Raw genomic sequence first — 23,308 nt, forward strand, 5'->3', positions numbered from 1 at the left:
TTTTGAACCGATAGAAGGACAGCCAGTAATGTCAGACGATATTCTCGAACGCCGCAAGCAACTTATGCAACAGCGACTGCGCGAAAGTGGTTTGGCGACTGCCGAAGCGGCGCCCGCGTCCAAGCGCGCGGCGGGAACCCCAAGCCCGCTGTCACCGGCTCAGCACCGAATGTGGTTCGTGCAGAAGCTGGATCCGAAGGACACCACGCTCAACGTCTGCGTGGCCTTCCGGCTGACCGGTCCGTTGGATCCGCAGCGCCTTCGGGACGCGTTCGCCACCGTTGTTGCAAGGCACGAGATCCTGCGTACGACCTATCAGGTCGACGAGACGGGCGAGCCGTATCAGGTGTCGTCCGACGAAGCCGAGTTGTCCTGGCAGCAGCACGATCTCACAGACCTCGCCGAAGACAAGCGGACTCGTCGCCTCGAGGTTCTGGTGCGGCGCAGCTTCGCGCGCCCGTTCGAGCTGTCGAAGGATCTGCCGTTGCGGGTGTCGTTGACGCGGGTCGGCGCCGACGAGCACGTCCTCTCGATCGTGGTGCACCACATCGGCTGGGACGACGAGTCGTGGCCGGTGTTCTTCACCGAGGTGAATGCGGCCTACAACGGTGCCGACTTGCCAGACCTCGTCGCGCAATATCTCGATGTTGCAGTCGATACACGTACTAACGAGTCCGCCGATGCAGCTGCCCTCGACTACTGGCGCAACGTATTGACTCCGGTGCCGGAGCGGCTCGACCTCCCCGGCTCGCAGTCAGGTGTGGCTGCGGTGTCGAAGACTGCGGACAAGGTCATCGCGCAGCTGCCCGCCGACCTGATGGCACGGGTCGCCGGCTACGGGCAGCAACACTCGGCGACGCCGTTCATGGTGCTGCTCGCCGCATTCGACGCACTGATCTACCGCTACACGGCCGCAACGGATTTTGTGGTTTCGGTCCCGGTGACGACGCGGCGAGGCCGTGGTTCCGATGCGGTCATCGGATATTTCGGCAACGCCTTGCTCGTGCGGTCCGACTTCGGTCGCGCGGATACGTTCGATGCCGTCGTCGATTCGACAAGGGCTGCGTGCAGTGCCGCATTCGCTCACCAGAGCGTCGGTATCGATCGGGTTGTGCGCGAGGTCAATCCAGCACGGGTCGGTGGGCAGGACGGTATCGCGCAGCTTGTTCAGCTGAGCTTCAGTGCACGCGGTAACGCATACGGTTTTGCCCTCTCGGGTATCGAGTCGACGCAGCTGGAGCTCGGCAGTTCTGTCGCCGCCGAGCCACTCGGGTTGATGGTCGTGTTCGATCAGGCGGGCGGTTCGGCTCGCGTCGAGGCGACCTACCTCGTCGATGCCCTCGACGAAGCGCTCGTCACGCAGCTACTCGAGCATTACGTCGGATTCCTCGAAGCGGCAATCGCCAAGCCGCACAAGCGGATCGGCGACATCGACATCCTCGGTTCTGCCGGACGCTCAGACATCGTTGCCATCTCGCACGGTGGTCTGGTCGAGGAGCCCGCGACTACGTTGCCGGCGATGTTCGAGGATCGGGTTGCGGCAACACCCGATCCGATCGCCTTGGCTTCGGACGACATCGAGCTCAGTTATGCCGAGCTGAACGCGCGAGCGAATCGGTTGGCGCACTGGCTGATCGGTCAGCGTGTCGGTCCCGAGGACGTCGTCGCACTGCAGCTTGCAACGTCCGTCGAGTTCGTCATCGCCACGCTTGCGGTAATGAAGGCCGGCGGCGCCTACCTCCCCATCGATCCTGCTTACCCGGATGATCGTGTCGAATACCTCGTCGACGACGCCCTGCCGAAGCTGATCCTCGACGTGCCGGGACTGGCCGCAGCCGAAAATGCCGCTGTCGCATTGTCGGACGCGAACCCCGTCGATGCCGATCGGGTCGGGGCGTTGGTCCCGTCGAACATCGCCTACGTCATCTACACCTCCGGCTCGACCGGGAAGCCGAAAGGCGTTCCGGTACCGCACAACGCGATTGCCGAGCATCTTGCCGGCTTCGCTGCGGAATGGGGTCTGACTGCTGCGGACCGCGTTCTGCAATCGACGTCGGTCAGCTTCGACGCGTCGATGATGGACATCTTCGTGACGCTGACTCTCGGTGCGCGCGTTGTGGTTCCGAAGCCGAACGCATTCCGCGATCTGCCCTACGTCGCCGATCTCGTCATCAGGCACGGCGTCACGGTCGTGCACATGGTGCCGTCGATGCTGGCGACCTTCCTCCTGATGCCGAAGGTCAAGGAATGGCAGACGCTGCGCCACGTACCCGTCGGCGGTGAAGCGCTGCCGGGCGAGGTGGCCGATAGATTCGCAACCATCTTCGAGGCCGAGCTCCGCAACCACTACGGCCCGACGGAAGCCGTCGTCGCGTCGACCCACATGGAGGTCGAAGGTCCGCAGGGGACCGGCATCGTGCCGATCGGTATCCCGAACCGCAACGTCTACCTCTACCTGCTCGACGACGCGTTGCAGTTGGTGCCGACCGGCGTCGTCGCCGAGATCTACCTCGGTGGTGAACAGCTCGCGAGGGGTTACCTCGGGCGGCCGGGCCTGACCGCCGAGCGCTTCGTCGCCGATCCGTTCCTGCCAGGCAAACGGCTCTACCGAACCGGCGACCTCGCTCGACGAAATGCCAACGGAGACATCGAATTCGTCGGCCGAGCGGACGAGCAGGTCAAGATCCGCGGCTACCGTATCGAGCTCGGTGAGGTCGAGGCTGCGGTCGCGGCGCACCCCGGCGTCGCGCATTGCGTCCTCGTCGTGGCGGAGAACAAGACCCTCGGAACGTTCCTTGCCGCCTACGCCGTTCCGGTCGCGGGCCTCGAGCTGGACACCGATCAGGTCAGGGGCTACGTCGGGGCGATTCTGCCCGAGTACATGGTGCCTGCGTCGATAGCGGTGATCGACGAGATCCCGCTCACCGCACACGGCAAACTGGATCGGCGCGCATTGCCGGAACCCGTGCTGAGCGTGGTCCGCGAATACCGGGAACCGGCGACGCCGACCGAGATTCGGGTCAGTGCGCTCTACGGCACCATCTTCAATCGCGATCAGGTCGGCGCCGACGACTCGTTCTTCGAGCTCGGCGGGCACTCGCTGCTTGCGGCACGTCTGGTCACGATGATTCGCGCCGAATTCGGTCTGGAGATCGATGTGCGCGCGCCGTTCGACACTCCGACGGTCAGCGGTCTCGCCGGCGTGCTCGTCGAGCAGTTCCGTGAGGAATACGACATCGATCTCGACGAGCTCGACGATGAGGGTCCCGACCCCGATATCGGCGCGGAGGTGCGGGCGTCCGGTCGTCCGGCGGTCGGTAAACGCGAACGGGGAGAACACGTTCCGCTCGCGTATTCGCAGCGTGCCTATTGGTTCCAGCGCAAGCTGGAAGGCGCGGGCCAGGGCGAGAACGTTCCGTTCGGGCTGCGCTTCGACGGACCACTCGACCGGTCGGCGCTGATCACTGCGGTCGGCGACGTCGTCGCCCGCCACGAGTCGCTGCGCACGACCTTTCTCGAACACGAGGGCAATCCGTACCAGTTCGTGCACCCGATCGACGAGTTCGTCGTCCCGATCGTCGAGGTCGACAGTGTCGAGGCGGTCGACGACGAGTTGGCCAACGACGTCAAGTACGACTTCGACCTGTCCAACGAGCCGCTTGTTCGAGTGCGCCTGTTTGCGGTCGGTGCTGCAAAAACCGACGAGCAGATACATGTGCTGACTGTGCTGATGCACCACATCATCGCCGACGATCGGTCCAACAAGATCTTCGTCGAAGACCTCACCGTCGCCTACCGTGCCAGGCTGCGCAACGAGACACCGACGGCGTGGCCCACACTCGACATTCAGTACGCCGACTACGCGATGTGGCAGCGCGAGATGTTCGACCACGCGCCCGGCGGCGGCGAACTGAGCCCGTTCGGTCGCGGGCAGATCGACTACTGGCACAAGGCGCTTGCCGATGTCCCGGCAGAGATCACGGTCGCTCGGGACCGGGAGCGGCCCGCGCGCCTCGGGCGTACCGGCGATATGGTTCGCCGAACTGTTCCCGCGTCGACGTGGACCACGTTCAAGGCGCTCGCCGACGAGATCGGTGCAACCGAGTTCATGGCGTTCCAGTCGGCAGCGGCAACGATGATGGCCGCGCTCGGCGCAGGCGAGGACACGACTATCGGTGCAGCCGTTGCCAATCGGGTCGGCGACACGACCAACGATCTGATCGGCCTCTTTGCCAACGTCGTCGTGTTGCGTACCGATCTGTCGGGTGATCCGACGCTGCGGACCGTGCTCCGGCGCGGCCGTGACGCGGCGCTCGGGGCGATCAGCCATCAGGACACGCCGTTCGAGCGGCTCGTCGAGACGCTCAACCCCGCGCGCTCCCTGTCGCGAAATCCGCTGTTCCAGGTCATGATGCACTTCCGCTACCGCGGTCAGCGGATGGACTTCACCGAAGACGGCAGCACGACGATCGTGTCGAAGTCGCCGGACTACGTCGTCGCATTTATGGACTTCCACCTCGACTTCGTCGTGGAGGACAGCGGCGAGGTGACGGTGCGGGTCGTCGTCAACTCCGACATCTACGACATCGCAACCGCCGACGTCATCGCCGACACCTTGGTCGGTGTACTCGACGCGTTCGCCGCGACACCCGATGCGACGTTGAGTGGCTTGGCCGTCGTTCCGGCCGGCTGGAATCCGAATCGGACGCCCGCGCCGCGTGCCGACAGAGTTGTTCGGCCGGTTGGTGATTCGGGCGCAGCGTCGACCTCCGACACCGAACGCCAGCTCATCGGGATCCTCGAGGAGCTGCTCGAGATCGAGGACGTCGACGGCGAGGACGGGTTCTTCGCGCTCGGCGGCGACAGCGTCATCTCGATTCAGTGGTCCGCGCGCGCGATCGAAGCGGGTCTGCCGTTGACACCGCAGCTCGTGTTCGAACATCTCACGATCACCGAGCTTGCGGCGGCGGTCGACGATGCGATCGCGAACCCGCCCGAGGTCGAAGAGGCAACCGAGGTGGGGGATGACCACCGCCACGAGCCGATGTCGGCGTCGGGTCTGAGCGCGGATGCACTCGCTGGTCTGCAGGCGTCGTGGTCGTCGCGCTGACGAACTGACGCAAAAGGCCGACGGAGTCAGGGGTGACCCTGACTCCGTCGGCCGATGTGAGGGGAGCCCTCACACCGCGCAACACCGTATTACTTGGCGGCATTCGCGAGCGCAGGCTCGAGCTTCTTCAGCAGGTACGGCAACGACAGTGGTGTCGGCTGGTTCAGACCGCTGATGTCGACGATGTCGAGGAAGATGATGCTGCCCTTCTCGACCGACGGCAGTGTTGCGTACGCGGGAAGCTTCTTGTACGGCTCCTCCTGACCGGTCGCGACCAGTAGGTCGGAGGTCAGATCGCCGAAGCGTTCCGGTGACAGCGCAAGCCGTCCGCCTTTACTCGACTCTTCCGCCAACTTCGGTGGCACCGACATGCCGAGCTTGATGAACATCTCGCTGCTGCCGTCCTTGGGATCGGCGAGCACCATCAACTGCGTCGCGCCTGCGAGGAAGCACGTCAGGAAGGTCTTGCCCTGCAGACCGGGGTACTTCTTCGCGACCGCGTCGATCTGGCCGTTGACGTCCGCGATGACCTTGTCGGCCTCGGCTTCCTTGTTCAGAACGCGGCCGAGTGTCGAGACCTGATCTCCCCAGGGGTCGACCTGTGCGGACCCGATGTCGCTGATCGTCGGTGCCAGCTTGCTCAGCTGGTCGTACTTGGCCTGATCGACGGCGAATCCTGAGGCGAGAATCAGATCCGGGTTCAGCGCTGCGATCTGTTCGACCAGCTCGGCGGTCGGTTTGAGGGACTCGCCGTCCTGCAGCGCTGCGGGCTCCCACGGCGCGGACTTGCCGCCGCCGACGACGGCGATATTGTCGACGTAACCGACCGGTGTGACGCCGAGGGACAGTGTGGCGTCGATCCACTGGTTGCCGATCGCGACGATCCGGGTGGGGGTGCCTTCGATCGTCGTCTCGCCCTTTTGGTGCTTGATGGTGATGGAGTTGTCGGAGTTACCCGCCTCGCCGGTGTCGGAACCACACGCCACGGCGGTGAGCGCGAGTCCGCTCGCCAGCATCGCGGCCGCGACCTTCCGCCACCCGCGTGCGGATGTTCGATTTGTGCTCAACGGCTACTCCTGGTTCGTTGCGTCGACGTGTGCCGAACGCGGTGGACTGCAAAAAGTGCCCGATGTAGGTAAGGCTAAGCAAGTATATGGGACCTGGATTTGGAGGAGACCTGCGGATTCGCCTACACTCGCTTGGTTGCCTGCGGACAGCTATGTCCATGATCCGGCAGTGAACCCCCTGTGGTCGTCAAACACCGCGGGCAGGCGCGCGTCCGGTGGCGACACGACCATGTCCGCCGGGTCGGAATCCGGCGTACACCAAATCCAGGTCAGGGAGTAGACCAAGTGATTCAGCAGGAGTCGCGACTTCGCGTCGCCGACAACACGGGCGCCAAGGAAATCTTGTGCATCCGCGTTCTCGGTGGTTCGTCACGTCGCTACGCCGGGATCGGCGACATCATCGTCGCCACCGTCAAAGACGCGATCCCAGGCGGCAACATCAAAAAGGGTGAGGTCGTCAAGGCCGTCATCGTGCGCACCACCAAGGAGCGCCGCAGGCCGGACGGTTCTTACATCAAGTTCGACGAGAACGCAGCCGTCCTCATCAAGCCGGACCACGATCCCCGTGGCACCCGCATCTTCGGACCGGTCGGTCGCGAACTGCGCGACAAGAAGTTCATGAAGATCGTGTCGTTGGCACCGGAGGTGGTCTGAGTGAAGATTCATAAGGGCGACACCGTTCTCGTCATCTCTGGCAAGGACAAGGGCGCGAAGGGCAAGGTCATTGCGTCCTACCCCGCGACCGACAAGGTCCTCGTCGAGGGCGTCAACCGCATCAAGAAGCACACCGCAGTCTCCGCCAACCAGCGTGGCGCGCAGTCCGGCGGAATCGTGACCCAGGAAGCCCCGATCCACGTCTCGAACGTGGCAGTCGTCGACTCCGATGGCAACTCGACTCGAGTCGGCTACCGGACGGACGAGAACGGCAAGCGGGTCCGGATTTCCCGTAAGAGCGGGAAGGACATCTGATAATGACCACCACCGAGAACAAAGTTCAGCCCCGTCTGAAGCTGCGCTACCGCGCGGAGATCAAAGACGCCCTGAACGAAGAGTTCAACTACGACAACGTCATGCAGATCCCCGGCGTCGTCAAGGTCGTCGTCAACATGGGTGTCGGCGACGCCGCTCGTGACGCGAAGCTGATCAACGGCGCGGTCGCAGACCTCGCACTGATCACCGGCCAGAAGCCCGAGATCCGCAAGGCTCGTAAGTCCATCGCACAGTTCAAGCTGCGCGAAGGCATGCCGATCGGCGCACGCGTCACCCTTCGTGGCGACCGTATGTGGGAGTTCCTCGATCGCCTCACCTCGATCGCACTGCCCCGCATCAGGGACTTCCGTGGCCTGTCGCCGAAGCAGTTCGACGGCAACGGCAACTACACGTTCGGCCTCAACGAGCAGTCGATGTTCCACGAGATCGACGTCGACAACATCGATCGGCCCCGCGGTATGGACATCACCGTTGTGACCACCGCGACCAACAACGACGAAGGCCGTGCATTGCTCAAGCACCTCGGCTTTCCGTTCAAGGAGAACTGAGTACATGGCGAAGAAGGCGCTGGTCAACAAGGCCAACAAGAAGCCCAAGTTCGCGGTGCGTGCATACACGCGCTGCCAGCGATGCGGCCGACCGCACGCGGTGTTCCGCAAGTTCGGATTGTGCCGCATCTGCGTGCGCGAGATGGCGCACCGCGGCGAACTGCCGGGCGTTCGCAAGAGCTCCTGGTAAACAGCTTCAGCTGAACGTTGGGCACGGACTCCCTGTGGAGTCCGTGCCTTTCGGCGTTCTCAGTCGTTTCGGTCGATCACCTGGGTGATCAACTCGACGATCTGATGTTGGCCCGCCGCGACCGCATCGAATTTGGCGCGCATTTCGGTGAAGCCGCTGTTCATCGTGCTTCTAAGGTTGGAACTTTCGGTGTGAATGCCGACGATATCCGCCCGTGTTGCGTTGTGCAGCAGCGTGTTCAGCTCACGGAACTCGCGAATCTCGCCACGAATCTCGACGACATCGCGGTCTGCCCCACCCGCAAGGACACGCGCAGCCGCGGCATCCTGCTCTGTGCGCTGAACTGTTTGCTTCAGCTCGCCGACCGTCGTCTCGAGTGCTGCCACCCCTGCTTCCAAATCCCCCGATTCGCTCATGGGAAGAGGGTACTCGGAGTGGCTGACAGCGTCGGGTGCTTAGCGCACTCGATCGCCCGTCGGCCGTGTCTTGTCGGGTTGCAGAACTACACTTCTTCCCGATGCCTCTAGGAGTGGACATGAATGAGTACGCTGCGCCCGGCGTTCCCGAAGCTGAAGCCGAAGCCGAAGCACTGCCGGCGGAAGCGTCGGGTCCAAAGCCGTTCGCGCACGTCAACGCGGTCAACGCAGGCCAGTACCGGCGGATCATGTCAGCGTTCGTCGTCGCGAAGCGACGCTTCACCGTGCACCTGCGGCCCGAGGACGTCCGCGACTACCTGGTGGATTCAGGCGCGACGGCCCCGGACCTCGAAACGGTTGTGGACGCGCTCGGGCGCCTGCAGGCGTGGGGAAACTTGCGATCCGATCCGGATACGAGCCGGGTGAGCACCATCGAGGAGTTTCATCGTGCTCGCTATCTATTTCAGTTGACCCGCGAGGGCGAAGCGGCAGAGGATGCTCTGGCGGCCTACGAGGAAGCACTAGGACGTCGGGGTGCGTTGCAGGCCGCAGCTCTCGGCGACATCGTCGTGCAGCTGCGCGCGTTGGTGGAACTTGCGGCTGTGCCCGATCCCGACGCTGCACGAGTGCACCTCTCATTGGATCAGCTCACGTCTCGATTCACCGATCTCGCCGATAATGCGCAGGCGTTCATGTCGTCGTTGCAGCGGACGATCGATCTGCGCGATGCGGAGGTGGACGCGTTCCTAGCCTACAAGGACAGGCTGATCGAGTATCTCGAACGGTTTATCAAGGACCTCGTGGCGACGGGCGCAGAGATTGCGGGTCTCGTAATTGCGCTGCAGGAGCTGGGCGTCGAGCGATTGCTCGACATCGCAGCCAGCAGAGTGAGCGCCGACGCCGCGCCGGGTGAAGACGCTGACGGCCCGAATCGCGAGTTCGTGCGCCAGCGCCTGCTATGGGCGGACCGGTGGGTAGGTTTTCGAGGTTGGTTCCTGTCCGAGCCTGGACGCGCCAGTCAGGCATCCTTGCTGCGGACGCAGGCTCGTGCCGCGGTACCGCGACTGCTTGCCGTTGTCTCCACCCTCAACGACCGCCGCGCTGGGCGCTCCGACCGCAGCGCAGACTTCCGCACTCTCGCTCTCTGGTTTGCGCAAGCACCGGATGACGCATCGTTGCATCGGTTGTGGCGTTCCGCGTTCGGCTTGCACTCATCTCGGCATCTCACGATCGATGCCGAGACGCTAGATGCACGCCAAACGTCACCGGTCCGGCCGACGACGTCATGGACCGCGGCGCCACCCATCACGATCAGCCCACGGCTGCGCGAGACCGGACATTACGAGCGGAGGGGCAAACCCAACAATGTGATCGACCGCAGCGAGCGGAAGCGGTTTCTTGCCGAGCGTGCGGCCGTCGAGGCTGCGCAGACCGCCGCAGCACGGGAAACTCTTGCGGCGAAGGTTGGTGCTTCGTGCCGACTGTCCGACCTCGGAGCGCTGGAGCCCCAAGAGTTCGGACTGTTCCTTCGACTGCTCGGCGACGCACTCTCAGCAAAGACGCCCGGAAAAGGGACCGTCGAGACGACGACGTCGGACGGCTCGCTTGCTGTAAGCCTCCATCAGCTCGACGGCGATCAGATTGCAGAGATCTATACCGACGCCGGCGTATTTCGAGGCCCTGACCAACTACTCCGCATTACCGACCTCAGCGTGTCGCGTTCGGAGGCAGTGTGACCACCGCGCTGACCGATGCGGTAACGGCACAACGCATCGCCGACCAACGCCGCGCCGCGCGGGCTCTGCTTCGCAAGCCTTTGCTTCGCGCCGACGGCGCGGAGGGTGTGGCGTTTGTGCTCGTCACCCGCCATCTCCGTGAGCTGAGGGAGTGGTTCGATCGGGAGACCGGTTGGCGTCTAGTGGTGAACTCGGAGGTCGCTCGGCTGGTCAAGACAGTGCCAGGCACCGCAGACCACACGCACCCTGCGCTCGACCGACACCGCAAGATCGCATTCAGCAGGCGCCGCTACGTCGTCACCTGCTTGGCGCTCGCGGTACTCGAGCGCGCGGACAGCCAGATAACGCTTGGCCGACTGGCTGAGCACATCGTCGCGGCGGCAGCGGATCCCGGTCTTGTAGATGCCGGTGTCGCGTTCACCCTCGGCAGTCGCGACGAGCGCGGAGACCTCGTTGCCGCAGCGAGGTTATTGCTCGAGCTCGGGGTGCTCACGCGCGTGGCTGGTGAGGAGCAGGCCTTCGTCGACAACACGGGTGACGTTTTATACGACGTGCGACGCCGCATCACGTCAGCGCTTTTGACCACCACCCGCGGTCCGTCGATGGTGAGCGCCGATTCGATCGAAGATCGTCTCGACGGCATCACCGCCGAACTGCCCGCAGCGACGGACGAGCAGCGAAATCGGCGAATCCGATTCCGACTCACCAGAATTCTTCTCGACGAACCTGTCCTGTACTACGACACGCTGGCCGAGCCCGAGCTTGCATACTTCACGCGCCAGCGCTCGGCAATCTGCGGTCGCATCCAAGCATTCACGGGTCTTGTCGCCGAGACGCGTGCCGAAGGTATTGCGATGGTCGACCCCGCCGACGACTTGACGGATGTGCGGATGCCGGAGATCGGAACGGACGGTCACGTGACTTTGCTTGTCGCGGAGTGGCTTTCGCGCGATATCGGTACCTGTGTTCCCGTTGCAGACCTGCGAGGCAAGGTCGCACGTATCGCAGCTGATCATGTCCGACGCCGGGTGTGGAAACGTGCGTCCGCCGAAGATGGTGCCGAGGCTGAACTGGTAGAGACCGCGATCAGAAAACTCGAGGCATTGCGACTGGTGCAGCGGTCCGTCGACGGCGTGCGGCCGCTGCCCGCGATCTCGCGCTACGCGTTGGCGGAGCCCACGGTAAGTGGCAGCCGCAGCGCGGGGGCGAATCGATGAGCGCTACGTTGCCTCGACCGACTGCGGAGCGCTGGAAGCCCTTGCGTGCGGGGCTGATCGACGTCTTCTACTACGACGTCGAGGAGTTTTGGTTCCGCGACGGCCGGTTGTTGCTGCGCGGTAACAACGGAACCGGCAAGTCGAAAGTTCTCGCCCTTCTGCTTCCGTTCCTGCTCGACGCGGACCTATCGGCGCATCGCGTAGAGCCTGACGCGGATCCGCGGAAAAGAATGGAATGGAATCTGCTCCTAGGTGGTGTGCATCCACATCCAGAACGGGTGGGTTACACGTGGCTCGAGTTCGGCCGCTGCGATTCCAACGGCGCGGAGCATTACCGCACAATCGGCTGCGGTATGAAGGCTGTTGCCGGCCGCGGCGTCACGCCCTGGTTCTTCGTAACCCAGGCGCGGGTAGGAGCCGACCTTCATCTAGTCGACGCGCACCGCACTCCTTTGACGAAGGATCGGCTGACAGATGCCTTGGGTGAAGCCGGTCAGCGCTACGACAAGGCTCGTGACTATCGTCGGGCCGTTGACGAGACGCTGTTCGGTCTTGGCGAGCAGCGCTACGGCGCTTTGGTGGATCTGCTGATTCAGCTTCGGCAGCCGCAGTTGTCGAAGCGGCCGACCGAAGCCGCGTTATCGAATGCACTGACAGAATCTCTGCCGCCGCTCGGGCAGGCGATTCTCGCCGATGTTGCAGAGGCGTTCCGCAGTTTGGAAGAGGACCGTGTCGAGCTCGCTGACATGCGGGAGGCGATGGTGGTCGCGACGGCATTCCTCGATCACTATCGCAACTACGCGCGGGTGGCGACGCGCCGTAAGGCAGAGGGCGCGCGGACAACGCAATCGCGCTACGAGAAGCTGGGCCGCGAACTTGGCGACGCGAATCGGAGCCACGCTGCGGCGGTCGAAGAGCTCGCCGATGTCGACGCCCGGCTGGAGTCTGTGCGCGCCGAAGAGGCCAATCTGCTCGAACATCAACGAGGTCTGCACGACAGCAAGGCCATGAATGCTTCACGCGACCTGGAAAATGCACGGCAGCGCGCCGAGAAGGCCCGCTCGATCGCCGCCGACCTCGAGGTGCAACGCGAGGGCGCCGAAGCCGACCAGATCCGTCTGCACCAACGATTCGAGCGTGCGCACTCCGACCTCGACAAGGCTCGTGACGCGCGCACCAGTGCGCGGGACGCAGCACGACGCGATGCGCTCGGAGCTGCAGTCGAGGCTTCACACGCAGCGCTGGACTCCCGGCTGGACAGTAATGGTGCCACCGAATTACGTCGGGCGACTGCGTCTTTGGTTGCTCGGCAGAAGTCCGCTGTCGAACATATCGCGACGCGTATCAGTGCCGTCGAGAATGCGCACCGAGACCTACTCGAGGCACGCGGGCGCAGGACCGAACTCGACGAGCGCGCGGCCGAGCTTGCCGACCGTCGCACGTCGGCAGACGAAGCAGTGAGCTCGGCAGCGGCCGACTATCTGCGCGCAACACGCGAACATCTCACGTCCGCAACGGAATTGGTGCTCGGAGACCTCGACGATGTGCTCGACGAACTTGCCGAGTGGGCGCAGACGCTCGGCGGCGACAATCCGCTCGTTGCGCGAGCTGAGAGGTACGTCCGGACGGTCATCGAACAACTCGCCCGGGAGGATGCGGACGCTGGTGCGGCGGAGGCCCAATATCGAGATGCCGTCGCCGAATTGACTGCCGAGCTAGCGCGCTTGGAAGCGGGAGAGACTGCCGCGCCGCCACGGCGGCACACTGTCGACATCGATGTCGCGCACGAACGGACGGGTGCGCCATTGTGGCGCCTCGTCGAGTTTCGCTTGGATGTCGACGAGTCCGACCGAGCCGGGCTGGAAGCCGCGCTGGAGGCGGCGGGCGTTCTCGACGCCTGGGTTACCGGCGACGGTGATCTCGTAACTGCGGGCGAAGTAGTCGTTACCAGTGCCGATCCCGCTCGGGGGCGCACACTCGCCGACGCGTTGTCACCTGCGCTCGATCCGGACGCCGCTGTGCCTGCCGCCGCTGTGGCCGGTATTCTCGACGCGATCGGATTGGGTTCGCAGTCGACCCACCATTCTTGGGTGGACGTCGCAGGCACGTTCCGTCTCGGTGTGCTCTCCGGAGCATGGCAGAAGTCGGAGCCACAATATGTCGGCGCAGGTGCTCGCGAGGCCGCGCGTCGGCGTCGTATTGCCTTGTTGCATATAGACATTGAAGCAGCGGCCGCACGGGTGGCTGCCGTCGAGGCGGTCCGTGCTCGGTTGGGCCGACGCCGCGCCGTAGTGGACGCCGAGTTCGAGGAGCTCCCACGGGATGGCAACGTGCGCGCAGCGCACGAGGTGCTCGCTCGGCTCGGCCAGGAATTTGCGGCGTTGCAAATCGCCGTGGACAAGGCAAGTGCCGCAATCGATGTTGCTCATGCATCACACGGTGCGCGCGCTGTCGAACTCGAAGCTGACGCACTAGATTCCGGGCTGCCGATCGCTCGGGACGCATTGACAGAGATCGCGGAACGGCTCGGGGACTACCGCGTCTCGGCTGAGCGCTTGTTCGCTACTGCGGAGGCTTTCAGCGCCGCGGCCGCGGCGGAGGAAGGAGCGCGCGGCGATCTGGAACGTGCGACCGCCCGGTTCGCCGAACTGCAAGAACGCGTCGCTGACGAACGACGCGAGGCCGACGGCGCCGCCGAATACGTTCGGACGTTGCATGCCAACGTCGGCGCGGAGGTGGCGCAACTTCAAACCGCGCTGCACCAGGTGGCGGCCGAACTGAGGGCCAACACGCTTGCGAGGAAGGCTGCGGGTGTTGCGCGCGATGGCTGGTTGGAGAAGCGCGGCCGTGCCGACGAGGCGCGCAGATTGTTGACCGAGCAGATCGAGCTGGCTGCGGCGGAGCGCTCAGCCGCTACCGAGACGCTTCGGCACTTCGCGAGCACCGGACTCATTCGAGTTGCGGCTCCCGACCTCGACTATCCCGATCCGGCGGAGGAGTGGGCGCCGAATCCGACGGTCTTACTCGCCCGCTCGATCGACGCTGCTCTCGAGTCGGTGGCCTATGACGAGAAGACGTTCGAACGTTTGCAAGCCCGCGTCAGTGCGGAACACAAATCGATGGGCGATGTGCTGTCCCGACAAGGGAATTCGACGTCCGCCCAGCCAGTAGGGGACAGCATTGTGGTCGACGTCATGTTCCGCGGCAAGGCGACGACGGTGCCCGAACTTGCGGCAACACTCGCCGCGGAAGTGTCGGACCGTAGCCGGCTGCTTAGCGAGCGCGAGCGCGAGATTCTCGAGAACCACCTCGTGAGCGAGGTTGCGAGCACACTACAGGAACTGATCGCCACAGCAGAGCAGCATGTCGCACGGATGAATCACGAACTGGACGCACGCCCGACCAGCACGGGCATGAGGCTGCGGCTGCACTGGGAGTCGCGCGAGGATGCTCCGCCGGGCGCGGCTATTGCCTGGCGGCAGCTACGGCAGACTGCCGACGCCTGGAACGAGGCAGATCGCAGTGCGGTCGGCGGATTTCTGCAGGGGGAGATCGAGCGTGTCCGTGCCGATCGGGTCGGGGGTACCTGGCTAGAGCATCTTGTCGAGGCGCTCGACTACCGGCGCTGGAATCGCTTCGTCATCAAGCGTCACCAGAACGGTCAATGGCGACCGGCAGTTGGGCCCTCGTCCGGCGGTGAAGGCGCGCTGGTGGCGAGCGTCCCGTTGTTCGCGGCAGCGTCCGCGCACTATTCCTCCGCAGGCAATCCGCACGCCCCACGACTTGTCACACTCGACGAGGCTTTTGCAGGCGTGGACGACAACGCTCGTGCGAAATATCTTGGCCTGCTTGCGGCCTTCGACCTCGATGTAGTCATGACGAGCGAACGTGAATGGGGGTGCTATCGGGAGGTTCCGGGTCTCGCCATCGCACATCTGTCGCGGATCGATGGCGTCGATGCAGTGCTCGTGACCAATTGGGAATGGGACGGTCAGGTGCGCAGGCCGGTCGATCGTGCAGTGCCCGCACTCGCCGCCGCAGAGGTCGCCGAGCCTTCGACGCAGGACGGGTTGTGGCAGACCGACTGACCCGTGTGCTCGGTGGTCCGGAGACTCGTCGGCTGCGGGAGCGCATTCGCGAGCGGATGGCGCGGGGGCTGCCGCTGACCGGCTCACTCAGCTTGCCCTCGGTGTCGCCCGACGAACGCGCTGCAATCGATCAATTGCTCGGCCGCAAGGCGAGCGCGGGCGTGTCGGTCAGCGTGCCGCTGGGCAAGCTCGACGAGCTGTTGCGGACGTCGGGGATTTGGCCTGACGGGCTTGCCTCCGCGGTCGTTGCGTTGACCGGCGCGGTCGTTGTGCGATCCGACGCCGCGGCTGCGGCCGAAACTGGATGGGCGCAGGCGTTGGAACCGTTGGCAGACTTGGCTTCCCGGCGTGAAGAACTGTCGTCCTGGCACGCGGGATTGGTCTCTTCGGGTCTGATACGTCGACTCGCAGGCAACGCGGGAGTTGCCGCCTTGCTGGTTGAACAGCTCTGTCATGTGCTCGATCAACTTCCCGCCGAGCCTGAACAGGTAAGTAGTTTCGCTGCTCGTGTGCTCGGTTCCGCGCATCGGCTCGACGACGGGCTGCCGCTGACCACACTCGTGCTCGGTGGAGCAAGGGAAATCGGCGGTGCACCCGACGGTGCGGGAGCATCGTGGCGCCGAATGGTCTGGGCGTCGGTCGGCTTGCTGCGCGACGAGCTGAGCAGTGTCGTCTTGACAGTCGGCTTGCCGGGAGACCCTACGTCCGGCACCGGTCGCGCGCTGGCCGCGTGGCAAGAGTCGGGTCAGCCCGTTGTCCTCACGCTTCGGCAACTGCTCACCGATCCGCCGAGGTTCGAGGTCGACGGGCTTGTGGTGTCGGTATGCGAGAACCGCTCGCTTGTCGGCACCGCGGCCGAGCACTTGGGCAGTGCGTGCGCTCCACTTGTCTGCTCGTCGGGTCAGCCGGGCGCGGCGGTTCTGCTGCTTCTCACCAAACTCGTCGCGGGCGGTGCGCGGCTGCGCTACCACGGCGATTTCGATTGGTATGGGATCAGAATCGCAAACTTCTTGCATCGCCATTGCCCTTGGGAGCCGTGGCAGTTCACCGCCGCCGATTACACCGGTGCCGTTGCCGCGCACAACGGTTCGGTCTTGTCGGGCACCGCGGTAGCGCCGGTCTGGGACGCGCTGCTTGGCGAAGCAATGTCTCGCGAGAACAAGCAGGTGGAAGAAGAGGTCGTGTTCGAGGCGCTCATATCCGACCTTTGCACTGAGCCCTGATCGACGGTCAACTACTGGCTGCATTCGACTGTGGCTGGCTTGTCAGATGCCAGCTCGTACAGACTTGGCACTGATAGGCACGTGACTCTCGCCGTCTCGGATCGGCACGATCCATCGTCGCAAGGAGCGCTTCAGCGGACTCTTGGTCGGCATGACCGATCTTTCCGCTCCGGCAGGCAGCGATCGGCGGCAATGGACGGAGGTCCGACAAGTCGGCGCCACTTTGCACCGCAAACGGCCGGTGTCGTCTGGGATTGATTCTTGGACGCCTGATCCGGCGGCGTGAGCTGGTCATCGAATCACCTGTGCAGACGTGGCGACGACTAGGCGACGTCGCTGCAGTCTGCGAGTACTCTGTCCTCATCGACGCCGTCGAGTGCGGTCAGGGCAGCGGACAGCAACCGGTGAATGCCGGAGTGGATTGCCGTGCAGGAACTTTCGATCTTGGTCGCGCTCTTCTGAATGGCTCCCGCAGCCTTCTGCACATCGTCGATCTTCGCCAAGTGGGCGACCGCCTCGGTGATCTTCTCCTCGGCCGTCGCGATCTGACGGGCTCCGGTGCGGGCGTTCGCGGTCAAAGCACTGGCGCGCAGCAACATGAGAACTGTGCGCAACAGGCCCGGGTCGTTCACTTCGGGGTCGAAAGCGAGGACGATGCGGCGCGGGCCGAGTGTGCGGATCGACTGGCCGCCGTTCTGCTCCATCGTTCGTACGAGACCGAGCGCAGCACCAGCCAGGCGATTGCGCTCGGCCTCGTCGAGGTACTCGGCCCACCCCGCCCGGGCCGAGTCCGTCATTTCCACCACAACGCGGGCGGCTCCGCCGTCGGCGGATAACAGCCCGTCGCCCTTCTTGGAACGCGACACTGCGCCTACCGATGTGCTCGTATCGGTGTACTCGTCACCGAGGCCGGCTGCGATAGCGGCGAGCGTCGTGTGCAGCTGGGCGGCGTACGCGTCACCTTTGATCGGGGTGACTTTTGCGAGAGACGCTCTTGCCTCTTTGACTCGCAACGCAGTGGTCAGCTCATCGACCTTTGCGGTGAGGTCGGTGTGGTTTTTGCCCATCTGTTCGGTCAGCGACCGCTGATGTTCGGAGAGTTCTGCAGCGTGTTTAGCCATCGGGGACGTCGGGTCGCTCACGTCGAACTGTTTGACAGCCTTTGCAAGCAGGTCGCTCGTGGCTGTGTTGACCTTCGCGTCGAGGTCGGTCGCGAACTTATCGAGAACCGGTCGAAGGCGGTCGAGCAGCTCCGGGTTGTCGCCGCCGAAGAGGCGTCGTACTTCTGCGTTGACGGTGCTTGTGGCTGCGCCGATCGCTGTCGTCAGTTCTTTTCGGCCGGCGGTATCGGCGTCGGTGATGGCCTTCTTGGCATCGTCGGCTGCCCGGGCGACAGTCGCCGACGCCTCCTTTACCGCTCGGTCGGTGGCGCTCGATGCAGCGGTCACTGCGGTTTCGGCGCGTTCGCCGACGTCTTTCAGCATCCGTTCGAGCGCGCGTGACTCGAGGGCTTGACCGGTGACCGACAGCGCGTGTACGCCGATCCTTACAGCTTCGGTTACGAATTCGGACAGGTCGGCGTTCGCTAGTTGGTCGGGATCTTCGACTACCGGACCACGTTCGCCGGTGGTCCATCGCTGTGCCTCACGGGCAACATCTTTGTCGCGAAGGGTGAGTCGTTCGATTTCGACGGCGGAGCCTGTCTCGTCGAAGCGGGCCATTGGGCTGTGCTCATGCATGTGCTGCCTCCTGGAGTTTCGCATCGACAGGCTGTCGAGCGATGGAAGCAACAGTGAGCCGGTCAGGCCGATGCGGCAAGACTTATCACTGATAACGGGGCTTATCGGATGTACTACTCGAAAAAGTCGATGATTCGCGTAGCTTTGTTTCGAAGTGGAGTCCGACGCAGAAGGGAGTGCACGTTGTGAGCGACTTGACCCTGCAAGATATTGCGGACCTTGCAAACGTACAGCGCCCGGTCGTCAGCATGTGGCGCAAGCGTCCCCTGGTTCGCGGTGTGTCGATGCCGTTCCCAAAGCCAACGTCGAATGAGAACGGCGTCGAGCGGTTTGCGTCGGACGAGGTCGTCGACTGGCTGGCCCGTACCGGCCGCGGCAATAACCCTGAGTGCGGTCTCGACGCGCCTGCCCTGGCGGTTCCGGATGGAGCAAGCATCGAGGATGCTGTCACTTTGCTGTGCTGGTGCGCACTGGCGGGTGAAGAGGTCGCCGAGACGACTCACGATGAGCGGGTCGCGCAAGTCGCCGAGCGTGATGTCGATGATTCGTTCCTGATGAGTGAGATCGCAGCACTTCGACCGTCTCTAGATCTGCTGAGCTACGTAGACGATCTTGTGGAAGCATCATTGGGCCTCGCCGATGCATTGTCCCGGTTGGAGACTGGACGATTGCAGCGTCAAATCGGTGCCCGCGATCTCGCAGGGGAGGCTGACGACCTGCTGCGGTGCGTCGTCGGTGCTTGTGCCGATAATGTCGGTAGGGACCTCGTCGCATTGCATATCGACGATGCTGCTCGGGCGCTGAAACTAGCGACCGATTTCGATCATCACGTTGTCGGCACCGATAGGGCCGTCCGGCGTCGAGCCGTCATCCTTGGGTTGTCGTTGGAGCCTGCCACCGTTCCTGTCGGAGTTCATATCGAATCTCTCGTCGGATGCATGGGTTCGGAGGCTCTCGACCGGATGGACAACATTGTTCTCGGGCTCGGCAAGGGCGATTTCGCAATCTTGGTAGGTCCGGCGTCGATATTGACCGATACGCTCACCGGTTCCTTCCAGGATAGGCGTGCCAAGTCGCTTAGAGTGGGTAATCTCGTTGCAGCACTGAGACTTCCGCGGGGATTGTCGCGGGAAGCGCACCGGCAGAGTCTTGCGATTTGGATTTGCCGAGGCGGAGCCAACGTTGTTGCGCCTCGGGTAGCGGACTTTGATTCGGCCTCCGCTGCCGAACTTGGCGATATTGCCGTCGATGTCGGCGGTGCCTTGGCGCCCTTGGGAGGACGGGCATTCCGATTCCTGCGGCCGATCGACTTGAACGCGGTGATCGCGGGCGCAGCGCTGGTACCGCGCGGTGCGCGTGCAATGCCGCTTCGCACTGCAGACTCGCAGTCTTACCTCGAACGGGTTCACCGCGCGACGCTGACGACCAGTACTTCGGTCGAGGCTTTCGATGTGCTGGTGGCGCCTTCGGCTGCAGGATTTCGCCTGGCGCACCGCTCGCTCGGTGAGCTTCGAGAACAGCGCCTACTGATCGTGAAGCGAGGTAGCCGAATTGATCCGAAGCACGCAAGCTCGGACGGAACCGTAGTCGTATTACCGGACCGAGCGTTCGCGCTGGATCCGTTCGACGCTGCCAGGCTGTATCCGCGTGCCGTACGGACTGATCCCGGCGACGTGATATTCGTCGAACGGCCTCTCCCTCGTGCATGGGTCGATCCGGTTGGAGGGTCGTTGGTGGCAGCGCCTGCACGGATCCTCCGACTACGCCCGACGGCCGAGTTCGGTCCGCAAGTTTTGGCGACGGTGATAAATGAGCTCGTCGACGCTGAAAGTGAGTGGCTGACTTGGCGCGTGCCTGTCTTTGGCCGGGAAGAGGCGCAACGACTCGAGACAGCACTGCGCGAAGCCGACCGCTTCGAGAGCAATGTCCGGCGCTTGTCGATGGCGGCCCAAGACCTCAAGAAAGCACTGATAGATGGGGTCGCTGCTGGCGCCCTGACGCTCGATACACAAGCCACTACGCCCGGCATTGCCGTGGCGCAACGATAGGAAGGAAGCCGACGTGCCTCCGAAAATGAAAGTGCCTCAAGCACCCTCGACGATGAAGGAATTGAAGGACACGCTGTGGAAAGCCGCCGACAAGCTCCGCGGTTCGCTGTCATCGAGTCAGTACAAGGACGTGATCCTTGGGCTGGTGTTCCTCAAGTACGTGTCGGACGCTTTCGACGAGCGCCGCGAGGTGATCAGGGCCGAGTTGGCGGCAGAGGGGATGGATGAGTCGCAGATCGAGGATCTGATCGACGATGCCGAGGAGTACCACGGGTATGGCGTATTCGTCGTGCCGCCGAATGCTCGCTGGAACTTCCTGGCGGAGAACGCAAAAGGAAAGCCGGCAGTCGGCAGCGAGCCCGCGAAGAACATCGGCCAACTGATCGACGAGGCGATGGATGCTGTGATGAAGGAAAATCCACCGTTGGTTGGCACCCTTCCTCGGCTTTTCAACAAGGACAACATCGATCAGCGCCGGCTCGGCGAACTGATCGACCTGTTCAACAGCGCGCGGTTCAGCAGGCAAGGCGATCACAAGGCGCGCGATCTGATGGGGGAGGTGTACGAGTACTTCCTCGGAAACTTCGCTAGGGCGGAGGGCAAGCGGGGTGGTGAGTTCTTCACGCCGCCAAGCGTTGTCAGGGTGATCGTCGAAGTATTGGAGCCGACGAGCGGACGGGTGTACGACCCGTGCTGTGGGTCGGGCGGGATGTTTGTGCAGACCGAGAAGTTCATCTACGCCCACGATGGCGACCCGAAAAACGTCTCGATCTACGGCCAAGAGAATGTCGAGGAGACCTGGCGTATGGCGAAGATGAACCTCGCTATCCACGGCATCGACAACAAGGGCCTCGGGGCGCGGTGGGGCGATACGTTCGCTCGGGACCAGCACGCGGATTTGCAGATGGATTTCGTGATGGCCAATCCGCCCTTCAACATCAAGGATTGGGCGCGCAACGAGGAAGATTCGCGCTGGCGTTTCGGCGTTCCTCCCGCCAACAACGCGAACTACGCGTGGATTCAACATATTTTGTCCAAGTTGCGGTCCGGCGGCAAAGCGGGCGTCGTGATGGCCAACGGCTCGATGTCGTCGAACTCCAACGGAGAAGGCGACATTCGGGCACAGATCGTCGAGGCCGATCTGGTGTCGTGCATGATCGCGTTGCCAACTCAGCTCTTCCGCAGTACAGGGATTCCCGTCTGCGTGTGGTTTTTCTCGAAGGACAAGACTGCGGGTGAGCAAGGGTCCGTTGACCGTTCGGGTCAGGTGCTCTTTATCGATGCACGTGAGCTCGGGTACATGGTGGATCGAGCAGAGCGGGCGTTGTCCGATGAGGAGATCGTGCGGATAGGCGACGTCTATCACTCGTGGCGGGGGTCCGCCTCGGCAGTTGCGAAAGGTATTGCTTACGAGGATGTTCCGGGGTTCTGTAGGTCCGCGACGCTAACGGAGATCAAGGCTGCTGACTACGCATTGACGCCGGGCCGGTATGTCGGGGCCGCAGATGTCGAAGATGATGGTGAGCCGATCGACGAGAAGATAGCTCGGCTGTCCAACGAATTGCTCGCGGCATTCGACGAATCCTCGCGGTTGGAGAAGATTGTGCGTCAGCAGATGGAGTCGATTAATGGATGAGTACTGCAGGCTCGGCGAGGTAGTGACGATACAGCGAGGTACAACGTACAAGAGCGCGTTGCTTGGCCGACCGGGGCCAGTATTGCTCGGTTTGGGTTCGATACAAAAGCATGGCGGTTTTAGAGGCGAGAAGCTGAAGACTTACGGTGGCGAGTCGCCTGACAACCTGCTCGTTCACCCTGGCGAAGTTTACGCGTCTTTGAAAGACGTTACGCAGACCGCGGACCTTTTGGGTTCTGTTGCCATGGTACCGAAGGGGAGTCTTGTTGGTCGCTTAACGCAAGATACGGTCAGGCTATGTGTGATCGATTCTCGATTTTCGGTTGATTACGTACACTGGATGCTTCGGACGCCCGAGTATCGCGAACATTGTCGCGGCCACGCCACCGGAACTACAACAATGGGTTTGGCCCGTGACGACTTCTTCGCTTTCAAGATACCAATCCCGACCCGAAGCACCGTAGCGTTAATTGAGCTTTTGGTTGCACTCGACGCCAAGATCGGCGCGAACGAAAGGTCTTCACAGCTCGCACTTGAGCTGGCGGACGCGATGTTCCTCTCAGCGGAGCGGAATTCGACGACCCGGCACACTATTGGGGAACTTGCCGAAAGGTCCATTCTTGAGTACGGGGACGGCTACCGCACCAAACGTTTAGAGCATGGCCAGCCCGGTCTGCGGATCTTGCGTGCGGGCGACGTGAGAGGACTTCAATGCTTTGCCGATGGTGATGACTTTGTATCCAAGGGATACATCAAACAGATCGGTGCGAAGCGATCCCAAACGGGCGACGTCGTGATGACAACGAAAGGTACGGTCGGGCGAGTTGCGGTCGTGTCGAAGACCTTGGAACCGGTCGTCTACAGCCCTCAAGTTTGCTATTTCCGAGTGAAGGATGAGGCCGAACTTCATCCGGCATATCTCGCTGCGTGGTTCAGGAGTGCCGACCGTAAAGCGCAATCCGAAATGGTCATGTACAAGAGCGACATGGCGCCGTACATAAATCTCAACGATATTCGCTCACTTCGAATACCGATCCTGGCTCGGAGCGAAATGCACCGGGCAGGCACGGAGCAGCGCGCGTTACTCGATCAGTTCGATGCGAGTTGTGCAGAAAATGCGGTGCTAGCGCGTACGCGTGACGAACTTCTACCGCGCTTGATGTCCGGGGAAATCAAGATCAAGGACGCTGAGACAGCCGCGGACGTCGTCTGATCGCTTGCCGCGTAACAATGTGGTTCGAGTGAGCGCCGTGGAGACAGTGCTTGCGCGGGAAACTTCTCTATCACGCCCCGCGATAGA

The 23,308-nt window shown here is 63.1% G+C and carries 15 protein-coding genes; 12 read left to right on the plus strand and 3 right to left on the minus strand.

Going from position 1 to position 23,308, the window contains the following annotated elements:
* The first annotated feature begins 28 nt into the window (after positions 1-28).
* Positions 29-5,110: an amino acid adenylation domain-containing protein gene (locus ACHIRB_RS15460; RefSeq protein WP_395124070.1), complete on the plus strand. Its 5,082-nt coding sequence runs from the start codon at positions 29-31 to the stop codon at positions 5,108-5,110.
* 89 nt (positions 5,111-5,199) lie between these two features.
* On the opposite strand, the gene ACHIRB_RS15465 is transcribed toward ACHIRB_RS15460, so the two are convergent.
* Complete coding sequence (locus ACHIRB_RS15465) at positions 5,200-6,177, minus strand: ABC transporter substrate-binding protein (protein ID WP_395112808.1); 978 nt, start codon at positions 6,175-6,177, stop codon at positions 5,200-5,202.
* Between the two features lie 285 nt (positions 6,178-6,462).
* On the opposite strand from ACHIRB_RS15465, the gene rplN reads away from it, so the two are divergent.
* From rplN to ACHIRB_RS15485, 4 genes are read left to right on the plus strand one after another with little or no spacing between them, the layout of a single operon-like run.
* Entirely contained in the window at positions 6,463-6,831 is a 369-nt protein-coding gene (rplN, locus tag ACHIRB_RS15470; protein ID WP_199703354.1) for a 50S ribosomal protein L14, read from the plus strand.
* On the plus strand, positions 6,832-7,146 hold the full coding sequence (gene rplX, locus ACHIRB_RS15475; RefSeq protein WP_199703353.1) for a 50S ribosomal protein L24: 315 nt from the start codon (positions 6,832-6,834) through the stop codon (positions 7,144-7,146).
* Between the two features lie 2 nt (positions 7,147-7,148).
* Positions 7,149-7,715 carry a 50S ribosomal protein L5 gene (rplE, locus tag ACHIRB_RS15480; protein ID WP_199703352.1) on the plus strand — a complete coding sequence of 189 codons (567 nt, stop codon included), beginning with the start codon at positions 7,149-7,151 and terminating at the stop codon, positions 7,713-7,715.
* 4 nt (positions 7,716-7,719) lie between these two features.
* On the plus strand, positions 7,720-7,905 hold the full coding sequence (locus ACHIRB_RS15485; RefSeq protein WP_199703351.1) for a type Z 30S ribosomal protein S14: 186 nt from the start codon (positions 7,720-7,722) through the stop codon (positions 7,903-7,905).
* A gap of 59 nt (positions 7,906-7,964) precedes the next feature.
* On the opposite strand, the gene ACHIRB_RS15490 is transcribed toward ACHIRB_RS15485, so the two are convergent.
* Positions 7,965-8,321 (minus strand): hypothetical protein, encoded by a 357-nt coding sequence (locus tag ACHIRB_RS15490; protein ID WP_395112809.1) that lies wholly within the window; start codon positions 8,319-8,321, stop codon positions 7,965-7,967.
* 119 nt (positions 8,322-8,440) lie between these two features.
* Here ACHIRB_RS15490 and ACHIRB_RS15495 point away from each other — a divergent pair, with 119 nt between their 5' ends.
* The 4 genes from ACHIRB_RS15495 to ACHIRB_RS15510 are packed head-to-tail and all read left to right on the plus strand — an operon-like array spanning position 8,441 to position 16,585.
* Complete coding sequence (locus tag ACHIRB_RS15495) at positions 8,441-10,057, plus strand: TIGR02677 family protein (RefSeq protein ID WP_395124069.1); 1,617 nt, start codon at positions 8,441-8,443, stop codon at positions 10,055-10,057.
* Positions 10,054-11,274 carry a TIGR02678 family protein gene (locus ACHIRB_RS15500; RefSeq protein WP_395124068.1) on the plus strand — a complete coding sequence of 407 codons (1,221 nt, stop codon included), beginning with the start codon at positions 10,054-10,056 and terminating at the stop codon, positions 11,272-11,274. Before ACHIRB_RS15495 ends, ACHIRB_RS15500 begins: the two co-directional genes overlap by 4 nt.
* Entirely contained in the window at positions 11,271-15,362 is a 4,092-nt protein-coding gene (locus tag ACHIRB_RS15505; protein ID WP_395124067.1) for a TIGR02680 family protein, read from the plus strand. Before ACHIRB_RS15500 ends, ACHIRB_RS15505 begins: the two co-directional genes overlap by 4 nt.
* Positions 15,347-16,585, plus strand: a complete 1,239-nt coding sequence (locus ACHIRB_RS15510) for a TIGR02679 family protein (protein WP_395112813.1) — start codon at positions 15,347-15,349, stop codon at positions 16,583-16,585. Before ACHIRB_RS15505 ends, ACHIRB_RS15510 begins: the two co-directional genes overlap by 16 nt.
* Positions 16,586-16,908: 323 nt before the next feature.
* On the opposite strand, the gene ACHIRB_RS15515 is transcribed toward ACHIRB_RS15510, so the two are convergent.
* Positions 16,909-18,324 (minus strand): Fis family transcriptional regulator, encoded by a 1,416-nt coding sequence (locus tag ACHIRB_RS15515; RefSeq protein ID WP_395112814.1) that lies wholly within the window; start codon positions 18,322-18,324, stop codon positions 16,909-16,911.
* 185 nt (positions 18,325-18,509) lie between these two features.
* Here ACHIRB_RS15515 and ACHIRB_RS15520 point away from each other — a divergent pair, with 185 nt between their 5' ends.
* Genes ACHIRB_RS15520 through ACHIRB_RS15530 form a run of 3 tightly spaced genes read left to right on the plus strand, consistent with a single transcriptional unit; the run spans position 18,510 to position 23,221 of the window.
* The gene (locus ACHIRB_RS15520) at positions 18,510-20,372 is read left to right on the plus strand and encodes a hypothetical protein (RefSeq protein WP_395124066.1); all 1,863 of its coding nucleotides are present in this window, start codon (positions 18,510-18,512) and stop codon (positions 20,370-20,372) included.
* A 13-nt stretch (positions 20,373-20,385) separates the two neighbouring features.
* Positions 20,386-22,008 (plus strand): class I SAM-dependent DNA methyltransferase, encoded by a 1,623-nt coding sequence (locus ACHIRB_RS15525; RefSeq protein ID WP_395124065.1) that lies wholly within the window; start codon positions 20,386-20,388, stop codon positions 22,006-22,008.
* The gene (locus ACHIRB_RS15530) at positions 22,001-23,221 is read left to right on the plus strand and encodes a restriction endonuclease subunit S (RefSeq protein ID WP_395124064.1); all 1,221 of its coding nucleotides are present in this window, start codon (positions 22,001-22,003) and stop codon (positions 23,219-23,221) included. The genes ACHIRB_RS15525 and ACHIRB_RS15530 overlap by 8 nt, the downstream gene beginning before the upstream one ends.
* Positions 23,222-23,308: the final 87 nt, after the last annotated feature.

The organism is Antrihabitans spumae (genome assembly GCF_043944905.1).
GTDB classification, from domain to species: Bacteria; Actinomycetota; Actinomycetes; order Mycobacteriales; family Mycobacteriaceae; genus Antrihabitans; species Antrihabitans spumae.